Below are 22,192 nucleotides of genomic sequence, written 5' to 3' on the forward strand. Positions count from 1 at the left end.
GGTTACGTTGTCACAGGGCTTCAACCTTAGGATTTCTCCACCAGTTGCCTGTCAGCTAATGAGCGTCTTGGTACTTACTCAGATTGGACTTTCACCAATTAGCAATTAACGGCTTGCCTGGGCACGCGGCAACAAAAAAACGCCCACATAGGGGCGCCATTATATATTAGGAGAAATATTCTTCTCCATCCTCATGTTCTAATAACATTTCTCGGTACTCCCTTGATTTTTGCAAAAAGAGAATCGATCCTGCCAGAAAAACGAGTGAGGCCACTGACATGCCAATCTGATCTAGGTGATTCGCGGATGTAGTAGGGAGAATGGTTCCAAGATAGAAAAATGAGCCGGCTGCCAATAAGACAATGCCAAACCATTTTGTATCGCACATTTTTTCATATAGGTTCTTTGCCTGTTTTTGCACATCGCTCACCTGCTTTTCTAAAAGAATACTAATCTAATTTAACATATTTATCAGCCTAGTGAGCGATGTAATTATTAACATTGTTGGAACATTGTTTAGGTTAGCGTAAAGCTAAAGCCGGCCTACGAAAGGGCCGGCTTTAATAGGGATTTATTCCAATGCGTTTTTTAGATCTTCAATCAAGTCCTCAACATCTTCTAGCCCAACCGAAATTCTGACGAGCCCTTCAGTAATACCGAGCTCTGCACGCCGCTCCGCGGGGATGGATGCATGGGTCATTCTTGCTGGAACGGATATCAAGCTCTCAACCGCGCCAAGGCTTTCAGCAAGTGTAAAGTATTTTAGCTTGCTTAACAGTTCATCAGCTTTTTCACCGCTTCCCACGTCGAACGATATCATTCCTCCAAAGCCTCGCGCTTGCTTCTTGGCAAGCGAGTGGTTCGGATGGTCCTCAAGTCCCGGGTAGAATACTTTTTTAACTCCACTATGGTTAACAAGGAAATCGACGATCGCATTTGTATTGCCTTCCATTTCTTCCATGCGGATTCCAAGGGTCTTGATTCCCCTTATTAGCAGCCAGGAATCCTGAGGCCCAAGCACGCCTCCTGTGGAGTTTTGGACAAAATGCAGCTCCTCGGCAAGCTTCTCGCTATTTACAACGGCAAGGCCGGCTACAACGTCGCTATGGCCGCCTAAATACTTAGTCGCGCTGTGCAAAACAATATCCGCGCCAAGTTCAATCGGGTTTTGCCAAAATGGCGTGGAGAATGTATTGTCCACGATTGTAAGCAAACCATGTTCCTTCGCCAATTTTGCCACCCCGGCAATATCGGTAATTTTCATCAGTGGGTTTGTTGGCGTTTCGAGGTGGATCGCCTTTGTGTTCGGCCTGATTTCGCTTGCAATATTATCGAGATTGCTAGTATCAACAAAAGTTGTGTCAATACCCATCCGGTTCAGGACCTTCGTCATGACACGGAAAGAACCGCCGTAAACATCATCAGTCAATATCACATGGTCGCCGGAATTGAACATCATCATGACTGCCGTCATCGCAGCCATACCTGAACCGAAGGCAAATCCAGCATAGCCGCCTTCAAGGTCTTTTATCAACTCTTCGAGTGCGTGTCTCGTTGGATTACCAGTCCTTGAGTATTCGTACCCTTTAAAGTTCCCGACACTTTCCTGCTTATAAGTGCTGACTTGATAAATAGGAAACGAAACCGCGCCTGTTTGCGGATCAGTTGGAATGCCGCCATGGATTAATCTTGTTTTACGTTTCATTTTTATATCCCGCCTTCATAAATCTTTTTGCTTAAATAACGCTCGCTTCCATCAGGAAAAATGACAACGACATTGGTGCCGGCCGGTGCATTCGCCGCTTCAAGGAGCGCTGCATGGAAAGCGGCGCCAGACGAACTTCCGACAAGCAGCCCTTCTTTTGCAGCCAATTCCTTCACCAGCCTGAACGCATCTTCGTCCATTACAGTATGGATGGAATCAAAATAGCTTGTATCCATATAGCCCGGCAGGAATTCCATGCCAATGCCTTCGGTTTTATGCGGGCCGGATTCACCGCCATTCAGAATGGAGCCTTCCGGTTCAACGATGACCGTTTTTATTTTCTCGTTCTTTTCCTTCAAAAAACGGGCCGTGCCCATGAATGTTCCGCCAGTGCCCGCACCGGCTACGAATATATCTATCTCGCCATTAAGCTGGGTCCAAAGCTCGGGACCGAGTGTTTTATAATAGGTTTGTGGATTCGAAGGGTTGGCAAACTGCTGCGGACAATAGGAATTCGGAATTTCCTTTAGCAGTTCCTCCGCTTTGCGGATGGCGCCCTTCATCCCCTCTTCTGTAGGAGTGTGGACGACCTTGGCACCAAGTGCTTTCATGATTTCCTGCTTTTCAATGCTGAATTTTTCAGGTATGCAAAAAACAACCTGAATCTCTTTATTGATTGCAGCCAGCGCCAGCCCGATACCAGTATTCCCAGCGGTCGGTTCAATGATGGTTCCGCCCGCACGAAGTTTCCCAGTTTCAAATGCTTCACGTAGTAATTCCAGCCCGAGCCTGTCTTTCACACTGCCACCCGGATTCATGAATTCCAATTTTGCAAAAATCCGAACCCCTTCCTGCAATGGAAAAGACCTGATTTCAACGACCGGGGTATTTCCGATTAATTCATGGACACCGCTGTATACGTTCAAGTTTCCTCCCCCTGTTCAGTCCCAAATTACTTCGAATAAGCTGATACGATTTTCATTACAAGATTTGCAGAATTTTGGGCGGCTTTATCAAGATACTGCTCGAAGGAAATGCCCGATTCCTTCCCCGCGATATCGGACAAAGAGCGGATGATGACAAACGGAACATTGAACTGGTGTGCCACCTGTGCGACAGCAGCCGCCTCCATCTCAACCGCTTGAAGACCCGTAAATTTCGTCCGCACGTATTCCACTCTTTCAGGGTCATTCATGAACGAGTCGCCCGTTGCAATCATGCCTTTGATAATTTGAATTCCTTCAATTTCACTAGCGGCTTTCTCGGCAACCGCAACAAGCTTTTCACCAGGCAAGTAAGCAGCCGGGAGCTGGGGAACCTGGCCATATTCATAGCCAAAAGCCGTCACATCAACATCATGGTGCCTAACCTCAGAGGAGATGACTACGTCGCCCACTTCAAGTGAAGGATCGAAACCACCTGCAGAGCCTGTGTTGATCACCGCGTCAGGCTTGTATTTTTCTAAAAGAATCGTCGTCGACATTGCCGCATTTACCTTTCCGATACCAGAGCGGAGCAGGATTACTTCCGTTCCATCCATTTCACCAAAGGTAAATTCACAGCCGGCAACGACTTCCCGGGTTTGGCCTTTTATGTTACTTCTTAACAGGGACACTTCTTCTTCCATTGCTCCGATTATGGCTATTTTCATTCGAATACCTCTTTCACTCTTTTTTTATTGCTTCCATAAGCCAGACAAACTCATTGCACTTTGTAAAGCTCGAGCGGAAACCGTTTTCTTCAAGCATGTTTTGCAAAATAGGAATCGTTGTATAGTACTCACGCTCAAGATCGGCAGCCAGGTTATGGAAGCCCTTGTTTTTTGCATCATTGATCGCATTGTTGAAAGCTTCTTTGCTTTCATACATCGTATCCGCAAATACTATTTTACCACCAACAGGCAAAATTTTGCCATAAAGGGCTATAGCTTCCTTTTTCTCATCATCGGTCAAATGGTGGAATGCGTACGTACTGACGAATGTCCTCGGTTCATCCAATTCAGGGAAGTTAAGAAAATCCCCATCGAGGATTGAAGCTCTGCCAGACAGCTTCTCTTCCGCAATCTTTCTCATTGCCGGCGATGGCTCAATCCCGGTGACTTTATGGCCACGTGATAAAAGAAGCATCGTCAGGTTTCCTGTACCCAATCCGAATTCCACGACATGGCCCGCTGCTCGGGAAGCAACTGAATCGAGTATATCCTCATAACCCCTAAAGACTTCTGCATATTCTTTATCGTGCCCATCAACAGACTGATCATAAGAATCCGCCCAAACCTCAAATAAATCGAGAAATTCCCTGCCCATTTATATTCACGCTCCATTTATTTTTAAACACATAATTCCTATTGATATACTATGATTTAATGAAAACCTTGTTCCCAATTTACCACATATTAGATTACTCTTCAACAGGGTGATTGCAAAGAACGTGAGGCTTTCGCTACAATAGACTGGAATATATGGAGAGGATGTCAGCATTGAACCTGAATTTTGACTTGTTTGAGGATAAAATTGAATTTTTTGAGGCAACAAACCTGAAGACACTGGAGCAAAAAATTGCTGCGCAAATTGAAACGAATCGAGCGATCATGCTTCATGTCCAGTCGGTATCCCATCAGATGCATGTGAATGAAAACGGCCAAGCTTATTTCACGGCTGCAGTCCATTTTAAACTAAAAAAATAGCAGGGGGCGAAAAATCGCCCCCTGCCTTTCATTACTTTTTATCATTTTCATATAGCTCTTCAACTTTTACTGGTTTATATCCCTGGCCGTCTACCCATTGAATATAAACACGGTAAGCCTGGTCGCTGCCTTTTGCCGTTACAGTGCCGATGGCTCCTCCTTCGGTGCTCCTGTCTCTTTCAAGCCACCAAGTTGTCATATTGTTTTTATCTGTTCCAATGGCTTGCGCAAGTGCATTGTGCATATCATCCCAGTCAGCAGTCCCTTGTTGAACCGTGACTTCGTGAGGACCGGTCTGGCTTGTCCCTGCTGGCTTCCATCCCGGATTTTCAATCGTGCTCTTTACATTTGGAGAGCTTCCGCCTTCTTGGACAACAGGCTCCGCGGATTCCTCTTCCTCAGCCGTAGACTCATCTGACCCGTTTTCATTTTGGTCAGCTTCATTTTCATCGGATTCGTTTTCATTGCTACCGGCCTGCTCCTTGCCTTCACTGGAATTGGGATCAGGTTTTTTCGCATTGGCCCCTGCCTCTGCTTTTTCAGCTTGTTTTGGTGGAGCCGCATCATCATTATTGGCAAAGATTGAAAAGCCAACCGCCAGGATGAGTAGAATAACAATGGCAATTAGGCTATTTAATATAATATTTGTCTTTTTTCTTTTTGCGCGGTATCGCGAGCGGGTACCGTTTTGGTATTGATTATCCATTCACATGGCCTCCCTAAGAAAGATTGTCATTATTTTATCATGAGAAGCCCGAAAGATGAAGGAATAACCTATTCAGCCCGTTGGTCATAAGAGTATAAAAATTTCACCATATCCGAGAAAAGAGGATTTACCCCGCCTTCATCCTCGAATACATCAAGGTTGACCGCCACAAGTGCGTAGCGCGGCTTGTCGAAAGGAAAATAGCCTGCAAACCACTTATTGTGGAGCTGCCGGTCTTCTAAAAATCTTCCTGTCTCCGCTGTTCCCGACTTTCCGGCTACCTCATAAGGAAGGCCCGCGAACCATCTGCCGGTTCCATTGCTATCTGTGATAACTCTGCGCAGCAGCTTTTGAAGTTCCTGGGCGGTTTCGGGTGCAATGGTTCGACCAGGCAGTGGTTCTTGTTGAAATGAAAACATTGTAGAACTATTTTTATATTCAATTTCAGATACTGCCCTCACCTGTTCTTTCGCTCCTCCTCTTGCGATGGTTGCCATCATATTGGCCACTGCGAGTGGTGTCACCCTCACTTCTTTCTGGCCAATTCCAGTCAAAGCCGCAAAGTTCGGATCCTTCCGCTCACTGTCAGTAAGGAAAACCCTCCCCGGTTCTTCTTCAGGCAATTGGCGAAACCCCGCCATATGATACACATTTCCTTCCCAACCCGCCCTTCCTGTCAAAGAAAGCCGAGTGGCATACTCTTCAATGAGGCCAGGGTCAATCTTCTGCAAATCTTTCGCCATTTCGGCGAATGCATTGTTGCAGCTCCTGGCAAAACTCTCTTCAAAATTCAGTAAACCGTAATTGTATTGTAAATCGCGCTGCCCATTTATCTTCCTGCTGCAATCAAACAATCTTGGTGAATCTGCCAGACCGTTTTCAATCGCGGCCGCGGCGATAACTGTCTTAAAAACCGATCCAACAATTTGTTCCTTAAGCATAAGATTCGAAAGCCCGCTGCCGCTGAATGGATTTTTTTCATTTGGGTCCGGCCGCGATACCATTGCGAGAAGGCTATTAGTCCCCACGTCCAACAAAACAATCCCACCCTTTTTTATACCGTGGGCGTCAGCGAGTTCTTCCGCTTTTTGCTGGATTTTAAGATCAAGTGTCATTTTCAGGGTAGCTGGATACAATGAGTTTTCCAGATTCGTGTATTTGACACTGGCGCCGAATAACGGGTTGCCAATCGCATCCACATGATATACAAGCTTGGTCTTTCCTTCGCCAACTAAAAATGCATCAAAGCTTTTCTGCAGCCCTGATACGCCAATAATGGTCTTTGATAGCATCTCCTTGTCCGGATAACGCTCTTTTGCAAGCTTCTCGTTTTCACCCAGCACCCCGACAAGCTGCCTGGCCGGTGCCTTTTCAAGGGCAATTTTCCGCTCAACCGCAAATACCCCAGGGACTTTCAGCGAATTGATCGCCTCAATTTGCCATTGTGATAAGACAAAAGGCTGTGATCCCCCGTACATGATTGGCTCTTTAATCCTCTTAATGGCCTCCAACAATTCACCCTCGTCTATTCCTAAAATGGCAGCGACTTTCTCATGGGGCCAATTTATCTTTTGCAAAAACGGAAAAAGAATAAGGACCGGAACTTTTTTGTGCGTTATCAAATTCTCGTTCCGGTCAAGTATGCTTCCCCTACCGTCGTCAATTACTACCTCCTGTGATCTCTGCCTTACACTATCCTCAACAAGATTAATATGCCTGGATGTAAAATCCTCCGCCTGCCAAAGCTGGAGCTGCATGAGTCTGAACAGCAGCAGGAAAATTCCCAATATAACTACTGCTCCCAACTGAATCGTGCGTTTTTTCCACATAAAGAACACCTCGTCACAAGCTTTGACGAGGTGTCTGTTTTTCAAACGTTTATCTTGGATGGATTGTTATTGGATGGAGATAATTTTTACAGTCATTTCACCGCCAGGTGTCTGGACGGAAACTGTGTCGCCCACTTTTTTGCCTATCAGGCTTTTTGCGATCGGAGAATCGTTGGAAATCTTCCCTTCAAACGGATCCGCTTCAGCGCTTCCGACAATGGAATAGGTTTCTTCCTCTCCGTCAGGCAGCTCGACGAATGTAACACGTCTTCCCAGTGCTACTGCATCGCCGGTTATTTCACTCTCATCAATGATGATTGCGTTTCTGATCATATTTTCTAGGGTTGTAATGCGGCCTTCTACAAAAGCCTGCTCCTCTTTGGCGGAATCGTACTCGGAGTTTTCGGACAAGTCACCGAAACTGCGTGCGATTTTAATCCGCTCCACTACTTCTTTACGCTTTACCGTCTTGAGATTCTCAAGCTCTTGCACCAATTTATCTTTACCTGCTTGTGTCATTGGAAATACTTTTTCAGTTGCCACAATGTTCACTCCTTCAAGTCATTACAGTCAATGTTTTAATATGTAGATTATTCCCCAATACATATCTAGCGCGTCCTGTTACAGGGCGCGCATCAAAAAAATATACATGCAGGCTGCCCTGCCATGAATGTGAATAAAAAGTGCTAAACCGCTTTTCTATTTTCTATGCTATTGTTTCACAAAATAGACTTTTGTTCAAGAATCGTTTGAATTTTTGTGACCATTAAATCAATTGCAACATAATTGTGTCCGCCTTCCGGTATGATGACATCCGCATACCGTTTTGTCGGCTCGACGAACTGATTGTGCATCGGCCTAACAACATTGACGTACTGGCCAATAACAGATTCAACTGTCCTGCCACGCTCTTCGATATCCCTCTGGAGCCTTCTCAAAATCCGGATATCGGCATCCGTGTCGACAAACAACTTGATATCCATTAGGTTCCGCAAGCGCTCATCTTCCAGAATAAGAATTCCTTCTAGGATGATGACATCCTTTGGTTCTACATGGATGACTTCCTTTGACCTCGTATGAAGAGCATAATCATACACAGGCTTTTCTATTGGCTCTTTGTTCAAGAGCATCTTTAGATGATCAATCAATAAATCATTGTCGAATGCCAAAGGATGGTCATAGTTTGTCTTCAACCGCTCCTCAAATGGCAGGTTGCTCTGGTCTTTGTAGTAATAATCCTGTTCAATCATCAATATTGAATGACCCTTAAAGCTTTCAAAAATTGCTTTTGTGACCGAGGTTTTACCGGAACCGGAGCCCCCAGCTACCCCAATAACAACTGGTTTGCGTCCCATCTTAGTTCTCCTTCCGCATCATGTTGTTCGGGTAAACCGGCTTGTCTAGCTTAAATTTGACAATTTGCAGAGGATGACGGGCGGCATCCAACTCTGTACCGTCTTCATCCCAAATTCTTTCAATAACAGCGGTGAAATTATTAATTTCCGGACCGAAAAATTCTACTTCATCGCCTGGCTTAAAAAAGTTCCTCTGCTGCAAGGTGACAATTTTGGTTTCCAGGTCGTACTGAAGTACTAGACCAACGAAATCGAATCTTGTCTTTTTGCTATGATTGCCAAACATCTGCTCTTTATACCCTGGCACTCCTGCAAAGAATGCAGGTGCGGTTTCCCTGTTTGCACACTTATCAAGCTCATCAATCCATTCCTGCTTGATCTCAAAGTTGTCCGGATCCGCGCAGTAGGCATCGATTAGTTTCCTGTACACACTGACAACTGTAGCGACATAGTGTATCGATTTCATCCTGCCTTCTATTTTCAGGCTGTCGATCCCAAGCTCAATCATTTTTGGAATAGATTGTAGAAGGTTCAAATCCTTCGGGCTCATTGCAAAAGGTGAATCGTTTTCATCATACATTGGTGTTTCATCGTCGCCATTCAGCCGATATAAATCATAATCCCAACGGCATGATTGGCAGCAGCCGCCACGGTTTGAGTCCCTTGCAGTCATATGGTTGCTCAACGTGCATCTTCCTGAATAGGCAATACACATCGCGCCATGGATAAATGTTTCAATTTCAATGTTCGTTTTTTCTTTCATTTCCCGGATTTCTTCCGCACTCGTTTCCCTGGCAAGCACAACCCGTTCCAACCCTTCCTCCTGCCAGAATTGGACAGCCTTCCAATTTGAGAGAGATTGCTGAGTGCTTAAGTGGACTTCAATTTCTGGCGCCACTTTTCGACATGTCTCAATAATGAGGGGATCGGCAACGATAATTCCGGCAACTCCAGCTTCACTAAGCCCCATTAAATACTCTTCAAGCCCGTCAATATTTTCGTTATGGGCAAAAATATTCGTTGTAACGTAAATTTTGGCTCCGTATTTGCGGGCAAACTCAACGCCCTCTTTCATTTCTTCAAAAGTGAAATTATCGGCATTTGAGCGGAGGCCATATTCCTGGCCGCCGATAAAGACGGCATCCGCTCCGTAGCGGACTGCAATTTTTAGCTTCTCCAGATTGCCTGCTGGGGCGAGCAATTCGGGTTTTTTTACAATAACCCGTTTCCCGTCAATTATCTCGGATATTTTATCTTTTACAGCGTTCACGGCCAACTACCTCCTTTTTCTCGAAGTTGAGCTGAATCCTATATCAATAAACGGTTTCTTTGAAGAAAAATCCTGTGTCAAGTGGCCTGGATGGCGGCTGGAGTTCCTCTATTTTCTCGAGGAATTCTTCCTTCCTATCGTCATACTTGTCAGGATCCTCGAAATAAAGGTCAATGGCCTGTCTGTACAGCCGGGTCACTTCAATGATATATTCCGGAGATTTCATGATCCCATCAATTTTAAAGGAATCAATCCCTGCATCAAGCATGTCTTCCAGTTCATCTATGATGCAAATGTCGTTTGGGCTCATAATATGCGTTCCATTTGAATCTTCAAAAATAGGATATTTGGTTCCCCGTTCCTTGTCATGAAGGAACATAACCTTTTCAAGGCGGCGGTTTTCAATTTCCATCTCTTTTCCCTGGTAGAGGAAGTAGTTGCCAAGCAAAGAACGTTTCGATTGGAACATGCAGCTCATCCCATGGACTTGGACTTCGATCTCCACTTCAGCGTTTTCCTTTATTTCAACAATTGCATCCATATTGATTTCACGAGCGAGCACTGCTCTTTTCGCGCCTTTCCTACCCCAGTAATTGCACGTATACCAGTTGGTGGCGGTAGTTTCAGTATTCCAATGAAGCTTCAGGTCCGGTGCTGCTTCACGTGCTGCCATCAATACGGCCGGGTCTCCAAAAGTCACAGCATCCGCGCCTGCTTCTGCCACAAATGCGAGATAATCCGAAAGCTCGTCCACTTTTTCATTATGGAAAAGTGCATTCATAGAAACATAAACCTTTTTTCCCTTCCCACGGGCAAGGCGGATGGACTCCTTGACCGCTTCCCGGTTAAATTCACCGGCAAGCCTTAAAGCGTAGCGTTCCTCACCAATTACAAATGCATCGGCACCCGCTTCGGCAAGCGGTACAATATCTTCAACGCTTGTAGGTGTTATGAGCAATTCCGGCTTATTCATGTATTTCACCTCTTTTTAAACTAATCGCAATTCCATCCCCTACTGGGAGAATGGTGGTTACGTAATCCTTTTGGCCAATCAGCCACTGATTGTAGCCATTTATTTTTTCGGCAAGCTTTGCAAGCCTGCGGTTCTCATTTTCAGTCTCGTAGACAAGGCCTTTAAACAGGACATTATCCGTAATCATAATTCCCCCTTCCCTTAAATAAGGCGAATAAAGAGAGAAGAATTTACGATACTGCCCTTTCGCCGCATCGATAAAAATGGCATCGAAAGGACCGTGGGAAGCCGCTTCATTGACAGTTTCCAGAGCGTCGCCTTGAATCAATTGTATTCTATCCGCTGCTTCTGAATGTGAGATATTGTTTATTGCCTGGCTGAAACGTTCTGGATCCCTTTCAACTGAAATAATTTGTGCTTTTGGTAGAACATATGCCATCCTGAGCGCCGAATAGCCAATTGCCGTCCCTATTTCAAGAATCCTTGAGGGTTGATGGATTCTTAAAACCTGAAGAAGCAGTTCCATTCCTGCCGGCTCCATAATCGGAACGTTGTTTTCTTTTGCAAAAGCTTCCATCTCAGTCAAAAGGCTTGGACGCGGAGGGATCAAACTGTCTAGGTAGGTTTGCAGTTTCTCATTTAACAACAAGGTTATCACTCCGAATTCACGCTTAAAATTGCTTTAGACACGAAAAAATAGCGTTCACAACAACCTCGCATAACATGCACCACCAGTTTGTTGCGATTGACGCTATTGAATATTAAAAGATTGCCGTCACCAGGCTTTTCCTGTCTCTGACGTTTTTCACGATAAAGCAACATAATTTTTAAGTTAGTCCTTTAAAACACTTGAACTATTTTATCATAGAAAAAGGGGAAAATCCATCGTTTTTCCCCTGTCAAAATTATTTGTTATTTGTGATATACTTCGCCTTTAAGCGGTTGTGCTCCTGCAGTGTCTTGGAAAAATGCACTTCTCCGTCTTTTGAGGCAAGGAAGTAGTAATACTTTGTTTCATCAGGATTCAGCGCGGCTTCAATCGACATTTTGCCCGCATTTGCTATTGGGCCCGGCGGCAAACCTGCATATTTGTACGTATTATAAGGCGATTCCACTTCCAAATCCTTATAAAGAACTCGATGCTTATGCTTTCCTAGTGCATAAAGGACTGTCGGGTCTGTTTGGAGCGGCATGCCAGTTTCGATTCGATTATAAAAAACGCTTGAAATTTTATGCCTGTCCGCTTTTTCAGTTGCCTCTTCTTCTATGAGTGAGGCCATTGTCAGCAGCTGGTGAGGCGTGAGTTTTTTCTCAGCCATCGTTTCATTGTATGGTGCGAGAACAGACTTTGTTTTATTGAGCATATCGACCACTAGCTCATCGACGGTTGGATTGTCTTTGTAGATCGGATAAGTCGCCGGATAGAGGTAACCCTCTAAAGGATGCTTGACTTTTTTATCCAATATATCTTTTGTCAGAAGGTCCGGATATTTTGCCATCAGCCCTTTAATAAATTCAGCATCATTCAGCTTTGCGAAAACGTCTTCCTCAGTCTGTCCGGTTGCTTTGGCAACGATTGCCGCAATTTCAGACAGCTGCTTTCCTTCCGGGACAGCCATTTTGAATTTTGCCCTTTGCACAACCTTCCCTGTCTTCAGGCTTTTGATGATTTCTGGAATGGTCATCGCCGGGGTCATCTTGTAATCGCCAGCCATAAAGCCTGATTCGTTGTTGAATTTAACATAATACTTGAAAATACGGGCATTTTTAATGACGCCGCTTTTTTCAAGCTCATTGGCAATTCCAGTCACTGATGAGCCGATTGGAATTGTAACCTCCCTTGTTTCCTTGCTTTCTGGATCCACGGGCTTTAGTGCCGATTTAACATATAAATAGCTCCCGCCTCCAATAACCCCTGCGAGTACGATGATGGTCACTGTAATGAGCAGGACGATTTTCCGGACAACCCTAGCTTCACTTTGGTGCTCAATCATCTTTTGGCGGATGATTTCCTTTTTTGCGTTTTTTTCGTCAGCAGACATTCTGCTTTTCCCCTCCTGTTTTTGACAGGACCTGCCTTGTCTAAAAAATATGTCTCTGTTTCTTGCCTATTATACAACAATATTCTTCATATTTTACAAAAACTAATGTCTTAATTTCAGCATAAGTTGAAATCGTTGTCAATTTTGCCAAAAAACAGGGTATGCCCAAAATAAAAAGGCCCGCTTTTCAGCAGGCCCCTTAACTAGTCATTCTTATTCGTAGTCTTCCTGTTCATCAAGGAACGTGTTCAGGACTTCTTCGATCATGTCCCACTCTTCATCTGTTTCAATTGGAAGCAGGTCGCCTGCTTCCCCTTCGGCACCCGGCACAAATGAGGAGGCATGAATTTCAATTTCCTCATCTTCATTATCATCTGAACCTGCAGCATAGTACAGGACGTACGATTTTTCAAATTCGTCTGATTCAAATGTATAGAGTATTTCATACAATTGTTCATTTCCGTTTTCGTCTACTACAACAATCTGGTTATCACCATGTTCCATTTCTGTCACCCTTTACTTTTTACTGTCAAGATATCCTTGCAAGATCATCGTGGCGGCCATTTTATCAATGACCTTTTTACGCTTTTTCCTGCTGACATCTGCTTCAAGCAGAACCCTTTCGGCAGCCATCGTGCTTAACCGCTCGTCCCAAAGGACAGTCGGAATAGAAAAAAGCCTTTCCACTTCCGCCGCATAGCGTTGGCTTGCTTCGGCCCGCGGACCGATTGTGCCATTCATGTTTTTCGGCAGGCCGATCACGACGCTCTCGACGCCGTACTCTTTTATTAGTGCTCCTAATCGGCCAAAACCAAACTCATTTTTTTCCTCATCGATCTTAATCGTTTCCAGACCTTGCGCTGTCCATCCAAATTCATCGCTGAGGGCGACGCCAACTGTTTTCGAGCCGACATCCAGACCCAGAATCCGCATGCATTAGCCTCCGCGTTTTTGCTTTAAATAAAATTTTACAAGCACTTCAATGATTTCATCCCGCTCAAGCTTCCTGATGATGTTACGGGCATCCTTGTGGCGCGGGATGTATGCAGGGTCACCCGACAGCAAATAGCCGACAATCTGGTTAATTGGGTTGTACCCTTTTTCCTGAAGCGCTTCATGCACCTGGAAAAGGACTTCATCCACATCATGTTCAAAAGGCTCTTCAGGAAAATTGAACCTCATTGTTTTGTCTAATGAGCTCATTGCATGCACCTCGCCCTTTCATTTCCATTGAATAGAATGTAATACGTTTATTCTACACTAATTGCCATGATTATCAAATTGATTTCACCCATTGCTCTGCGTATTGAAGCGCCGATTCGAGCTGAGACGGGTCTTTTCCGCCTGCCTGTGCCATATCCGGACGGCCGCCGCCGCTGCCGCCGCACTTAAAAGCAACTTCTTTGACAAGTTTACCCGCATGGAATCCTTTTTTAATAAGATCTGGAGTAACGGCTGCGATCAAGTTAACCTTACCTTCATTTGCGCTTCCTAGAACAATCACTCCGGAACCAAGTTTTTGCTTAAGATCATCCGCCATTGAACGAAGCCCAGCCATATCCTGGCCTTGGATCGTTGCGGAGAGAATGGTCACTCCGTTTACTTCCTTTGCTTTTGAAGAAAGATTCGAAGCTTCTATATGTCCAAGCTTCGCAGCGAGGGATTCATTATCCCTTTGAAGCTGCTTCAATTCAGAAAGAAGGCCATCAATCCGTGTAGAAAGATCCTTCGGCTTTGCTTTCAGTTTATCAGCAGCGTCCTTCAGCAAGCCTACTTGGCTGTTCAGCAGTTCGTACGCTCCTTCGCCTGTGAAAGCTTCAATTCTCCTTGTCCCTGCGCCAATGCCGCTTTCTGCGGAAATTTTGAATAATCCAATCACAGCTGTATTTGGAACATGGCAGCCGCCGCACAGTTCGAGGCTGTAATCTCCAACATTCACAACCCTGACGACATCGCCGTATTTTTCCCCAAATAAAGCCATGGCGCCCATTGCTTTCGCCTCGGCAATCGGCTTAAAGGAGATATCAACGGGAATGTTCTGCCATATTTTTTCGTTAACAATTTTTTCGATTTGCTCAAGCTCTTCAGGCTTAACTTGGCCGAAATGGGAAAAGTCAAAGCGCAAGCGATCGGCTTCAACCAATGAGCCTGCCTGATTGACATGATTCCCTAACACATCCTTTAATGCTTGATGCAGAAGATGTGTCGCGGTATGGTTTTTAATAATTTTTATTCGATTTTCCTTATTTACCGCTGCGGCGACTTTTTGGCCCTTTTCTAATGTGCCTTCTTCTACGATGGCTCTATGCAGGTTTTGCCCGTTTGGCGCCTTTTTAACATCTTTCACAAAAACTTTAACACCATTGCCAATTAAGTGGCCTTGATCAGCGATTTGTCCGCCGCTCTCTGCATAGAATGGGGTGTGATCAAGGATGAATTGGATTTCTTCTCCTTCCACAGCCTCTTCAGCCAGTTCGCCGTCCTTAAGAATGACAAGGACCTCCGCCTCGGTTTCGAGCTGGTCGTACCCAACAAAGTTACTTTCCACCTTGATGTCACCGAGCACTCCGCTTTGAACCTGCATGGATTCTACATCCTGGCGAGCCGCGCGTGCCCGTTCCCGCTGTGCTTCCATTTCCGCTTCAAAACTGGCATGGTCGACTGTCATTCCGCTCTCTTCCGCATATTCCTCGGTCAGTTCCACTGGAAATCCGTACGTGTCATACAGTCTGAATACATCTTTGCCCGAGATGACAGTGCTGCCCTTTTCCTTTTCTTTTTTGATAACCGACTCAAGGATGGCAAGTCCCTCATGAAGTGTTTCATGGAACCGTTCTTCCTCGTTTTTCACAACTTTTTGGATAAATTCCTGATTATCCATTACTTCCGGATAGAAGTCATGCATGATTTCCCCAACTACCGGGACCAATTCATACATGAATGGACGGTTGATACCGATCTGTTTCGCATATCTGACCGCGCGGCGGAGCAAGCGCCTGAGCACATATCCGCGTCCCTCATTGGAAGGGAGCGCCCCGTCCCCAACCGCAAACGAAACGGTCCGGATGTGGTCGGCAATCACCTTGAAAGCAATATCTGTTTCCTTTGCTTCGCCATATTTAGCTCCTGATAATTGTTCAGTTGCCCTGATAATTGGGATGAACAAATCTGTATCAAAGTTTGTCGGTACATTTTGGACAACAGAGGCCATCCGCTCAAGGCCCATCCCTGTATCAATGTTTTTCTTCGGGAGCGGTGTATACGTTCCGTCTGGATTATGGTTGAACTGGGAGAAAACAAGGTTCCATACTTCTAAATAACGATCGTTTTCGCCACCAGGGTATAGCTCGGGATCATTCGGGTCATCCCCGTATTCCGGGCCTCTGTCATAAAAGATTTCTGTGTTCGGACCACTTGGGCCTTCGCCTATATCCCAGAAGTTGCCTTCAAGGCGGATGATTCGCTCCTTTGGAAGTCCGATTTTGTTCTTCCAATATTCATATGCTTCGTGGTCCTCAGGATGGACGGTAACCGATAATTTCTCAGGGTCGAACCCCATCCATTTTTCGGAGGTTAAGAATTCCCAAGCCCATTCAATCGCTTCTTCCTTAAAATACTCGCCAATCGAGAAGTTCCCGAGCATTTCAAAGAATGTATGGTGCCTTGCTGTTTTGCCGACATTCTCAATATCATTTGTCCGGATTGATTTTTGGGCATTCGTTATCCTGGGATTATCCGGAATCACCCTTCCGTCAAAATACTTCTTCAGTGTAGCGACTCCGCTGTTAATCCATAAAAGGGACGGATCATCATGGGGCACAAGCGAGGCGCTTGGCTCAAGATGGTGGTTTTTTTCCTGGAAGAAATCAAGAAACATTTTTCTGATTTGTGAACCTGTCAATTGTTTCATCGGCTAAACCTCCTAGATTATTTGCATTAAAATTGGTGCTGTTACTTTCTGAAAACACAAAAAAGCCCTCATCCCTGGACAGGGACGAGAGCTTGTTCTCGCGGTACCACCCTGATTATGGGCAAAAAGTGCTTCGCCCATCTCTCAATATTGCCTTAACGCGGCAGGACGGCAGTAATTAGCTGCACTCCGGATTAGCTTTCTGCTATTTTTCATCCTGGGCTTCTTCCAGCCTTGGAAGCCCTCTCTGTCCGCAGGCTGCGGTTGGATTGCCAATAACATACTCGATCCATCATCGTTTTCTTAGCAAAATGATTCTATAGCCGCATTATAGCGATGCTGAAACCGTTTGTCAATTTTGCACAGCCAATTTGACAGTGATTTTTACAAGAGCTTCACTCTATTCTTTTTGCGCTCTTCCTTGGGCAAAAATGGATATACCATGCACAATCGCCACTTTTGTAACAGCCAGGATCGGAACTGCCAAGATCAGCCCTGGGATGCCACCGATTTCACTGCCGGCAACGATTGAAAACATGATGAGCAAAGGGTGCATATGTAGGCTTTTCCCTACAATATAGGGTGATAGAACATTCCCCTCAATAAACTGAAGGACGAAAACAATGCCCAGCGTAATAAATACAAGCTTGGTTGACATAGTTGCTGCAATGAAGACAGCCGGGATGGCACCGAAAATTGGGCCAAAATACGGAATGACATTCGTCAAGGCAACAACCAGCCCTAGCAGAAGCGGGAAACGCAAACCAAAAAACCAGAATAGAAGCGAAGAAACCAAGCCTACAATAACACAGACAAGCAACTGGCCTCTAATATATCCTCCAAGAGATTCATTAACGTCACTGAGGAATCGGACTCCCTGGCGGCGCCATTTTTTCGGCGTTAAATACCATGCGGTCCTTTTAATCAATTCATAATCCTTTAACATATAAAAAGCGATAAATGGAATAACAGCAATGACCAAAATGGAGTCCGCAAGATTTGCCAGTCCGGCCAGAACAAAGTCAAAAAGACCGATTAGTTTCTCTTCAACATTGGTTATTCCCCTATCCATTCTTTCCTGGATGCCAACAGGCCACGCTTTCGTTTTTTCCTCGAGGCTGGAGATAAAATCCCTGTATTGCTCTGCAAAGGCCGGTGCGCTTGAAGATAATTCCCTGATCTGTTCTATGAATGCCGGAACTCCTTTGTATACTCCGTAGCCAAGTCCGCCGAAAAAGACGATATAGATAAGGAGGACAGCCAGGCCGCGGTGCAGCCCGCGCGCATTCAGCTTTTCTACAAGCGGATGGAGAAGGTATGCGATAAACCCCGCTGCAATAAACGGAACGAGGATATACCAAATTACCGTTCCCGCAGGGGACCAGAAGGGCTTCAGTTTCATTAGAATGTACACTGTTGCGAGAAGAAGAAGAAAAAAGCCGATCCGGTAATACCATTTTACATGGATATTCACGCCTGCACCTCCTTCTTCGTAGTTTTTGAGAAGAATGGAGCATTTATGCCTCGTAAAATGTTATGGGTTCTCAACATAGTAGCGATTGTAATAAATAATGTTCGTGCGGTGAATTTACGAGGAAGCTTTTTTAGCTATGGGCCAAATTCCTGTTGAATAACAAGCGCTTATGTGACTGTATTGATGCTCTCGATTGGAAGCCTGTCGCATAGGAAGTCTTTATGCGACTGCAAAGCCGCTCTGAAACGGAAGCCTGTCGCATAGGAAGTCTTTATGCGACTGCAAGGCCGCTCTGGAACAGAATCATGTCGCATAGGAAGTCTTTATGCGACTGCAAAGCCGCTCTGGAACAGAATCATGTCGCATAGGAAGTCTTTATGCGACTGCAAAGCCGCTCTGGAACAGAATCCTGTCGCATAGCAAGCGCTTATGTGACTGCAAGGCCCGCTCTGAAACGGAATTCTGTCGCATAGCAAGCGCTTTTGCGACTGCAAAGCCGCTCTGGAACAGAATCCTGTCGCATAGGAAGGCTTTATGCGACTGCAAAGCCGCTCTGGAACGGAATCCTGTCGCATAGGAACTCCTTATGCGACTGCATTACCCCTCGAAACTAGATTCCTGTCGCATAGGAAGTCTTTATGCGACTGCAAAGCCGCTCTGAAACGGAAGCCTGTCGCATAGGAAGTCTTTATGCGACTGCAAGGCCGCTCTGGAACAGAATCCTGTCGCATAGGAAGTCTTTATGCGACTGCAAGGCCGCTCTGAAACGGAAGCCTGTCGCATAGCAAGCGCTTATGCGACTGCATTGATGCTCTCGATTGGAATCCTGTCGCATAGGAACTCCTTATGCGACTGCATTACCCCTCGAAACTAGATTCCTGTCGCATAGCAGCATTCGATTGTGTTCCTGCGATTATTATTCTCGAAAGCTTTCCCTTGCGAAGTGGAAATCAACAGCCAAATTTACCATAACCAACAAATTGAAAAAGACCGGGGAGAAGCTCCTCGGCCTTCAAGCAAAATCAACTAGAATACCGCCGTTCATTCTCTTCAAACAAATCGTCAAGAGAGCTCAGTGTTCCATCTTCTTCAACCTGATGAGTATGAATCACTCCTTTGGCCAGGGAAAGCTCAATAAAACAATTCCAGCAATAATACTGGTTTATGCCGATTTTGCCGATATCCTTGCTTTGGCAGTTTGGACAACTAAACATTGGAAAGGCACCTCACGTGGTTTCAGCATTTACGATGATGGCATTCTTTCCAATTGCCGGCGGGAGGCTTAATTTGAAAAATCCTTTTGCCAGCCTGCATGTCCGAAAAGAAACCATCCGAGTGCTCGTACCCTACGATTGTGCCCTCTTCTTCCAAAAAATATACGTCCTTCGAAATGCCAAGCGACACTCATTTTCCAGATATAACCACGTTTTTGGAAAGTGGTTAGTTTCAAGCAAATCACATGAAATCATAAGGGGAAACGTTTTCCATGCCGATGAGTGGGTCTGTCTTCTTCAGGATTTCTTCTAAAGAAGATCCTTTAACCGCAGGCTTGTCTTTTGTTGAAGGTTTCTCCACTTCAACGGAGGAATTTTTTCTATCACCCGGCAAGGCTGTCTTTTCGCCCAGGGAATCCTTTACAGGTTCCTCTATCGTTTCAATTAGTCTATTGGCAAGCGTCGTTTGTCTAGTTTGCTCGTCATTCCTTTCGACCCCGAGCCGGAATGCATCTTCTTCGCCGCAAAGAATTAAGAACTGCTTGCTTCGTGTGATGGCAGTATAAATCAGATTCCTGCGCAGCATTCTATAATAGCTGCGAGTGATCGGCATGATGACAATCGGAAATTCGCTACCTTGCGCTTTATGGACCGAGCAGCAATACGCATGGGTAATTTGGTTTAAATCCTGGCGGGTATAGGTGACTTCAATTCCGTCAAACGAAATAATCACCATGTCCTGTTTCTCGGTATTTTCTTTTGCATAAAAAATCGACACGATTTCCCCGATATCCCCGTTAAAAACATTGCTTTCGGGCTGGTTAACAAGCTGGAGTACTTTGTCGCCGATACGGTACTTTACATCACCAAAAGCCAGTTCCTTTCTTGTCCCATCAGGGTTTGGATTAAAGAGTTCCTGCAGCACGACATTCAGCCTGTCAATCCCGGCCGGGCCTTTATACATCGGGGCCAGCACCTGTATGTCCCTTGGATGATAGCCTTTTTTCCTTGCATTCGCCGCTACCTTTTCCACTACCTGGGCAAGCTGATGGCCATTGCATTTTATGAACGATCGATCAGGCTGTTGGGCGGCCAAGTCTTGCGGCAATCTGCCATTTTTAATTTCGTGTGCAAGCCGGATGATCGACGAACCTTCCGCCTGGCGATATATATCGGTGAGCCTGACAGTCGGGATCCGTTCGGAGCGGAGGAGGTCTTTCAAAACCTGGCCTGGCCCAACAGATGGAAGCTGGTCTTCATCGCCAACAAGAATAACCTGGATGTTATCCGGAAGAGCCTTGAAAAGCTGATGGGCGAGCCAAGTATCAACCATGGATGTTTCATCAACAATCAGGATTTTCCCTTCCAAAACGGCCTCTTCATCATGGCTGAAACCCTCACTGCCATTAAAGCCGAGAAGCCTGTGAATCGTGACAGCCGGGAGCCCGGTCGATTCACTCATCCTTTTTGCCGCCCTGCCAGTCGGGGCCGCAAGCAGGATTGGAAACGGCTCATCTTTTTTTAGATGGTCCTTAGGGTCAAGCGAGAAGCCATGGAGCTCCGCGTAAAGCTCGACAATTCCTTTGATAACCGTTGTCTTCCCCGTTCCCGGCCCGCCTGTCAAAATCATCATAGGCGATTGGATAGCCGTCTGAATCGCTTCCTTTTGGGAAGGGGCGTATTCAACCCCAAGCCGCTCCTCCAGTTCACCAAGTGCAAGCAAAAATTCCGATTCCGGGAATTGTGAGCTGAATTCTTTTTGCTCAAGAATCCGTTTCATGTTCGTAACGAGCCCTTTTTCCGAATAATAAAGAGAAGGCAAATATGCGCGCTGCCCTTCACCGGCCACTTTCCCTTCCTCTTCAAGCTTCACTAGCTCGGTCGAAATATCCTCGTACTCAATCCGGTCGCGCTGGTTTTCCTCGAGAAGCGCCTTCACCCTCTCAAGCAATTCGCGGGCCTCCAAATAGACGTGGCCGGCCTGAATGCTTTCGGACTCAAGCGTATAGAGACAGGCCGCTTTTATTCTGTCAGGATGGTTTCCTGATATCCCAAGCTGATAGCCGAGTTCATCGGCCCGCCCGAATCCAATTCCTTCAATATCCTCAACAAGCCGATAAGGATTCCTCTGGATGACCTCGAGTGTCGTTTCTTTATAAACTTGAAAGATTCGCATCGATAGCTGAGGGCCGAAGCCATATTGATTGAGCGCGACCATCACCTGCTCCAGACCTTGGTGTTCCATCAGCGTATCATACAGCATTTTTGCTTTATCAGGGGCCAGTTTCGGGATGGAATCCAAAAGGGAAGGCTCGTTAAGTATCTTTGAAATGGCGTTTTCACCTAGTACATCGACAATGCTTTCGGCCGTCTTTTTCCCGATTCCTTTAAAGATTTCGCTTGAAAGGTAGGCGACAACTCCCTGCTTTGATTGGGGGATGTCTTTCCTGAAATGGGTGGCTTGGAACTGCAGGCCAAATTTCGGATGATCTTTGAATTCACCGAAAAACATGTATGCTTCCTGGTCATGCAATTTTGGAAAATAGCCGGTGACGACCGCTTCACGGTCTTCATACGGTTCATTCGTTTCGTCGACTCTGATTCTCGCGACTGTGTACAAATTGGATTCATTATGAAAAATGGTTACAATCGGCCTGCCCTTGACATATTTGCCTTGTTCGGAAAACAGGTCGAGTGAGTTCTGCTGGTCCATAGCCGCCCTCCTTTCAACATTGGTCCTGCTCTAGATATTTTTTGAACTTGGTTGTTGATTTGCGCTTCACAAAGGAAAGCTTCTGAGAATAATCATCGCAGGGACAGGCGGTTTTTGCCTGTCACGAGGCGCTTCGCTTTCCGCGGGGTGTCAGTGGAGCCTCCTCGGCGCTTTTGCGCCTGTGGGGTCCACCTTGCCGCCGCGTCCCGCAGGACATCGATTGGCATCCTTGAATTCACTCACGCACGAAGAAAAGGCGTAGCATTTTCGAGGAGTCTTCGCGCCTTCCGCTCCAATCAACTACGCACAACCCTT

Annotated in this window: 21 protein-coding genes and 1 other annotated feature; of the genes, 1 reads left to right on the plus strand and 20 read right to left on the minus strand. The window is 45.7% G+C overall.

Features of this window, described 5'->3' with window-relative positions:
* Positions 1-166 precede the first annotated feature (166 nt).
* From D1B31_RS10230 to D1B31_RS10250, 5 genes are all read right to left on the minus strand, one after another.
* Positions 167-421, minus strand: a complete 255-nt coding sequence (locus tag D1B31_RS10230; protein ID WP_240035238.1) for a YrhC family protein — start codon at positions 419-421, stop codon at positions 167-169.
* 150 nt (positions 422-571) lie between these two features.
* Complete coding sequence (locus D1B31_RS10235) at positions 572-1,705, minus strand: bifunctional cystathionine gamma-lyase/homocysteine desulfhydrase (RefSeq protein ID WP_118920694.1); 1,134 nt, start codon at positions 1,703-1,705, stop codon at positions 572-574.
* A 2-nt stretch (positions 1,706-1,707) separates the two neighbouring features.
* Positions 1,708-2,631, minus strand: a complete 924-nt coding sequence (locus tag D1B31_RS10240; RefSeq protein ID WP_118920695.1) for a PLP-dependent cysteine synthase family protein — start codon at positions 2,629-2,631, stop codon at positions 1,708-1,710.
* 26 nt (positions 2,632-2,657) lie between these two features.
* The gene (gene mtnN / locus D1B31_RS10245; RefSeq protein ID WP_118920696.1) at positions 2,658-3,356 is read right to left on the minus strand and encodes a 5'-methylthioadenosine/S-adenosylhomocysteine nucleosidase; all 699 of its coding nucleotides are present in this window, start codon (positions 3,354-3,356) and stop codon (positions 2,658-2,660) included.
* A gap of 13 nt (positions 3,357-3,369) precedes the next feature.
* Entirely contained in the window at positions 3,370-4,011 is a 642-nt protein-coding gene (locus D1B31_RS10250; protein WP_118920697.1) for a class I SAM-dependent methyltransferase, read from the minus strand.
* Positions 4,012-4,175: 164 nt separating this feature from the next.
* On the opposite strand from D1B31_RS10250, the gene D1B31_RS10255 reads away from it, so the two are divergent.
* Positions 4,176-4,391, plus strand: a complete 216-nt coding sequence (locus tag D1B31_RS10255) for a DUF2536 family protein (RefSeq protein ID WP_420846088.1) — start codon at positions 4,176-4,178, stop codon at positions 4,389-4,391.
* Positions 4,392-4,422: 31 nt separating this feature from the next.
* Here the strand turns inward: D1B31_RS10255 and D1B31_RS10260 are convergent, their stop codons facing one another.
* The 15 genes from D1B31_RS10260 to recD2 form a co-directional block, all read right to left on the minus strand.
* Complete coding sequence (locus tag D1B31_RS10260) at positions 4,423-5,097, minus strand: YrrS family protein (RefSeq protein WP_118920699.1); 675 nt, start codon at positions 5,095-5,097, stop codon at positions 4,423-4,425.
* A 68-nt stretch (positions 5,098-5,165) separates the two neighbouring features.
* The gene (locus D1B31_RS10265; RefSeq protein WP_118920700.1) at positions 5,166-6,926 is read right to left on the minus strand and encodes a peptidoglycan D,D-transpeptidase FtsI family protein; all 1,761 of its coding nucleotides are present in this window, start codon (positions 6,924-6,926) and stop codon (positions 5,166-5,168) included.
* A gap of 66 nt (positions 6,927-6,992) precedes the next feature.
* The gene (greA, locus tag D1B31_RS10270) at positions 6,993-7,469 is read right to left on the minus strand and encodes a transcription elongation factor GreA (RefSeq protein WP_118920701.1); all 477 of its coding nucleotides are present in this window, start codon (positions 7,467-7,469) and stop codon (positions 6,993-6,995) included.
* Positions 7,470-7,645: 176 nt separating this feature from the next.
* Entirely contained in the window at positions 7,646-8,281 is a 636-nt protein-coding gene (udk, locus tag D1B31_RS10275; protein WP_118920702.1) for a uridine kinase, read from the minus strand.
* Between the two features lies 1 nt (position 8,282).
* Entirely contained in the window at positions 8,283-9,551 is a 1,269-nt protein-coding gene (locus tag D1B31_RS10280) for a peptidase U32 family protein (protein WP_118920703.1), read from the minus strand.
* 43 nt (positions 9,552-9,594) lie between these two features.
* A complete protein-coding gene (locus tag D1B31_RS10285; RefSeq protein ID WP_118920704.1) occupies positions 9,595-10,524 on the minus strand; it encodes a peptidase U32 family protein in 930 nt (309 codons plus the stop codon).
* Positions 10,517-11,182, minus strand: a complete 666-nt coding sequence (locus D1B31_RS10290) for an O-methyltransferase (RefSeq protein ID WP_240035239.1) — start codon at positions 11,180-11,182, stop codon at positions 10,517-10,519. The genes D1B31_RS10285 and D1B31_RS10290 overlap by 8 nt, the downstream gene beginning before the upstream one ends.
* A gap of 247 nt (positions 11,183-11,429) precedes the next feature.
* A complete protein-coding gene (gene mltG, locus D1B31_RS10295; RefSeq protein WP_118920705.1) occupies positions 11,430-12,566 on the minus strand; it encodes an endolytic transglycosylase MltG in 1,137 nt (378 codons plus the stop codon).
* A gap of 213 nt (positions 12,567-12,779) precedes the next feature.
* Complete coding sequence (locus D1B31_RS10300; protein WP_118920706.1) at positions 12,780-13,070, minus strand: DUF1292 domain-containing protein; 291 nt, start codon at positions 13,068-13,070, stop codon at positions 12,780-12,782.
* 12 nt (positions 13,071-13,082) lie between these two features.
* Entirely contained in the window at positions 13,083-13,499 is a 417-nt protein-coding gene (gene ruvX, locus D1B31_RS10305) for a Holliday junction resolvase RuvX (RefSeq protein ID WP_118920707.1), read from the minus strand.
* A 3-nt stretch (positions 13,500-13,502) separates the two neighbouring features.
* Positions 13,503-13,769 (minus strand): IreB family regulatory phosphoprotein, encoded by a 267-nt coding sequence (locus tag D1B31_RS10310; RefSeq protein ID WP_048825694.1) that lies wholly within the window; start codon positions 13,767-13,769, stop codon positions 13,503-13,505.
* 73 nt (positions 13,770-13,842) lie between these two features.
* Complete coding sequence (alaS, locus tag D1B31_RS10315) at positions 13,843-16,476, minus strand: alanine--tRNA ligase (protein WP_118920708.1); 2,634 nt, start codon at positions 16,474-16,476, stop codon at positions 13,843-13,845.
* Between the two features lie 77 nt (positions 16,477-16,553).
* Positions 16,554-16,781: a binding site (T-box leader), on the minus strand.
* Between the two features lie 95 nt (positions 16,782-16,876).
* Positions 16,877-17,950, minus strand: a complete 1,074-nt coding sequence (locus D1B31_RS10320) for an AI-2E family transporter (protein WP_118920709.1) — start codon at positions 17,948-17,950, stop codon at positions 16,877-16,879.
* Positions 17,951-18,972: 1,022 nt separating this feature from the next.
* Positions 18,973-19,164: a hypothetical protein gene (locus D1B31_RS10325; protein WP_118920710.1), complete on the minus strand. Its 192-nt coding sequence runs from the start codon at positions 19,162-19,164 to the stop codon at positions 18,973-18,975.
* A gap of 241 nt (positions 19,165-19,405) precedes the next feature.
* Complete coding sequence (recD2, locus tag D1B31_RS10330; protein ID WP_118920711.1) at positions 19,406-21,877, minus strand: SF1B family DNA helicase RecD2; 2,472 nt, start codon at positions 21,875-21,877, stop codon at positions 19,406-19,408.
* Positions 21,878-22,192: the final 315 nt, after the last annotated feature.

This window comes from Neobacillus notoginsengisoli (assembly GCF_003515685.1).
Taxonomy (GTDB): domain Bacteria; phylum Bacillota; class Bacilli; order Bacillales; family Cytobacillaceae; genus Bacillus_D; species Bacillus_D notoginsengisoli.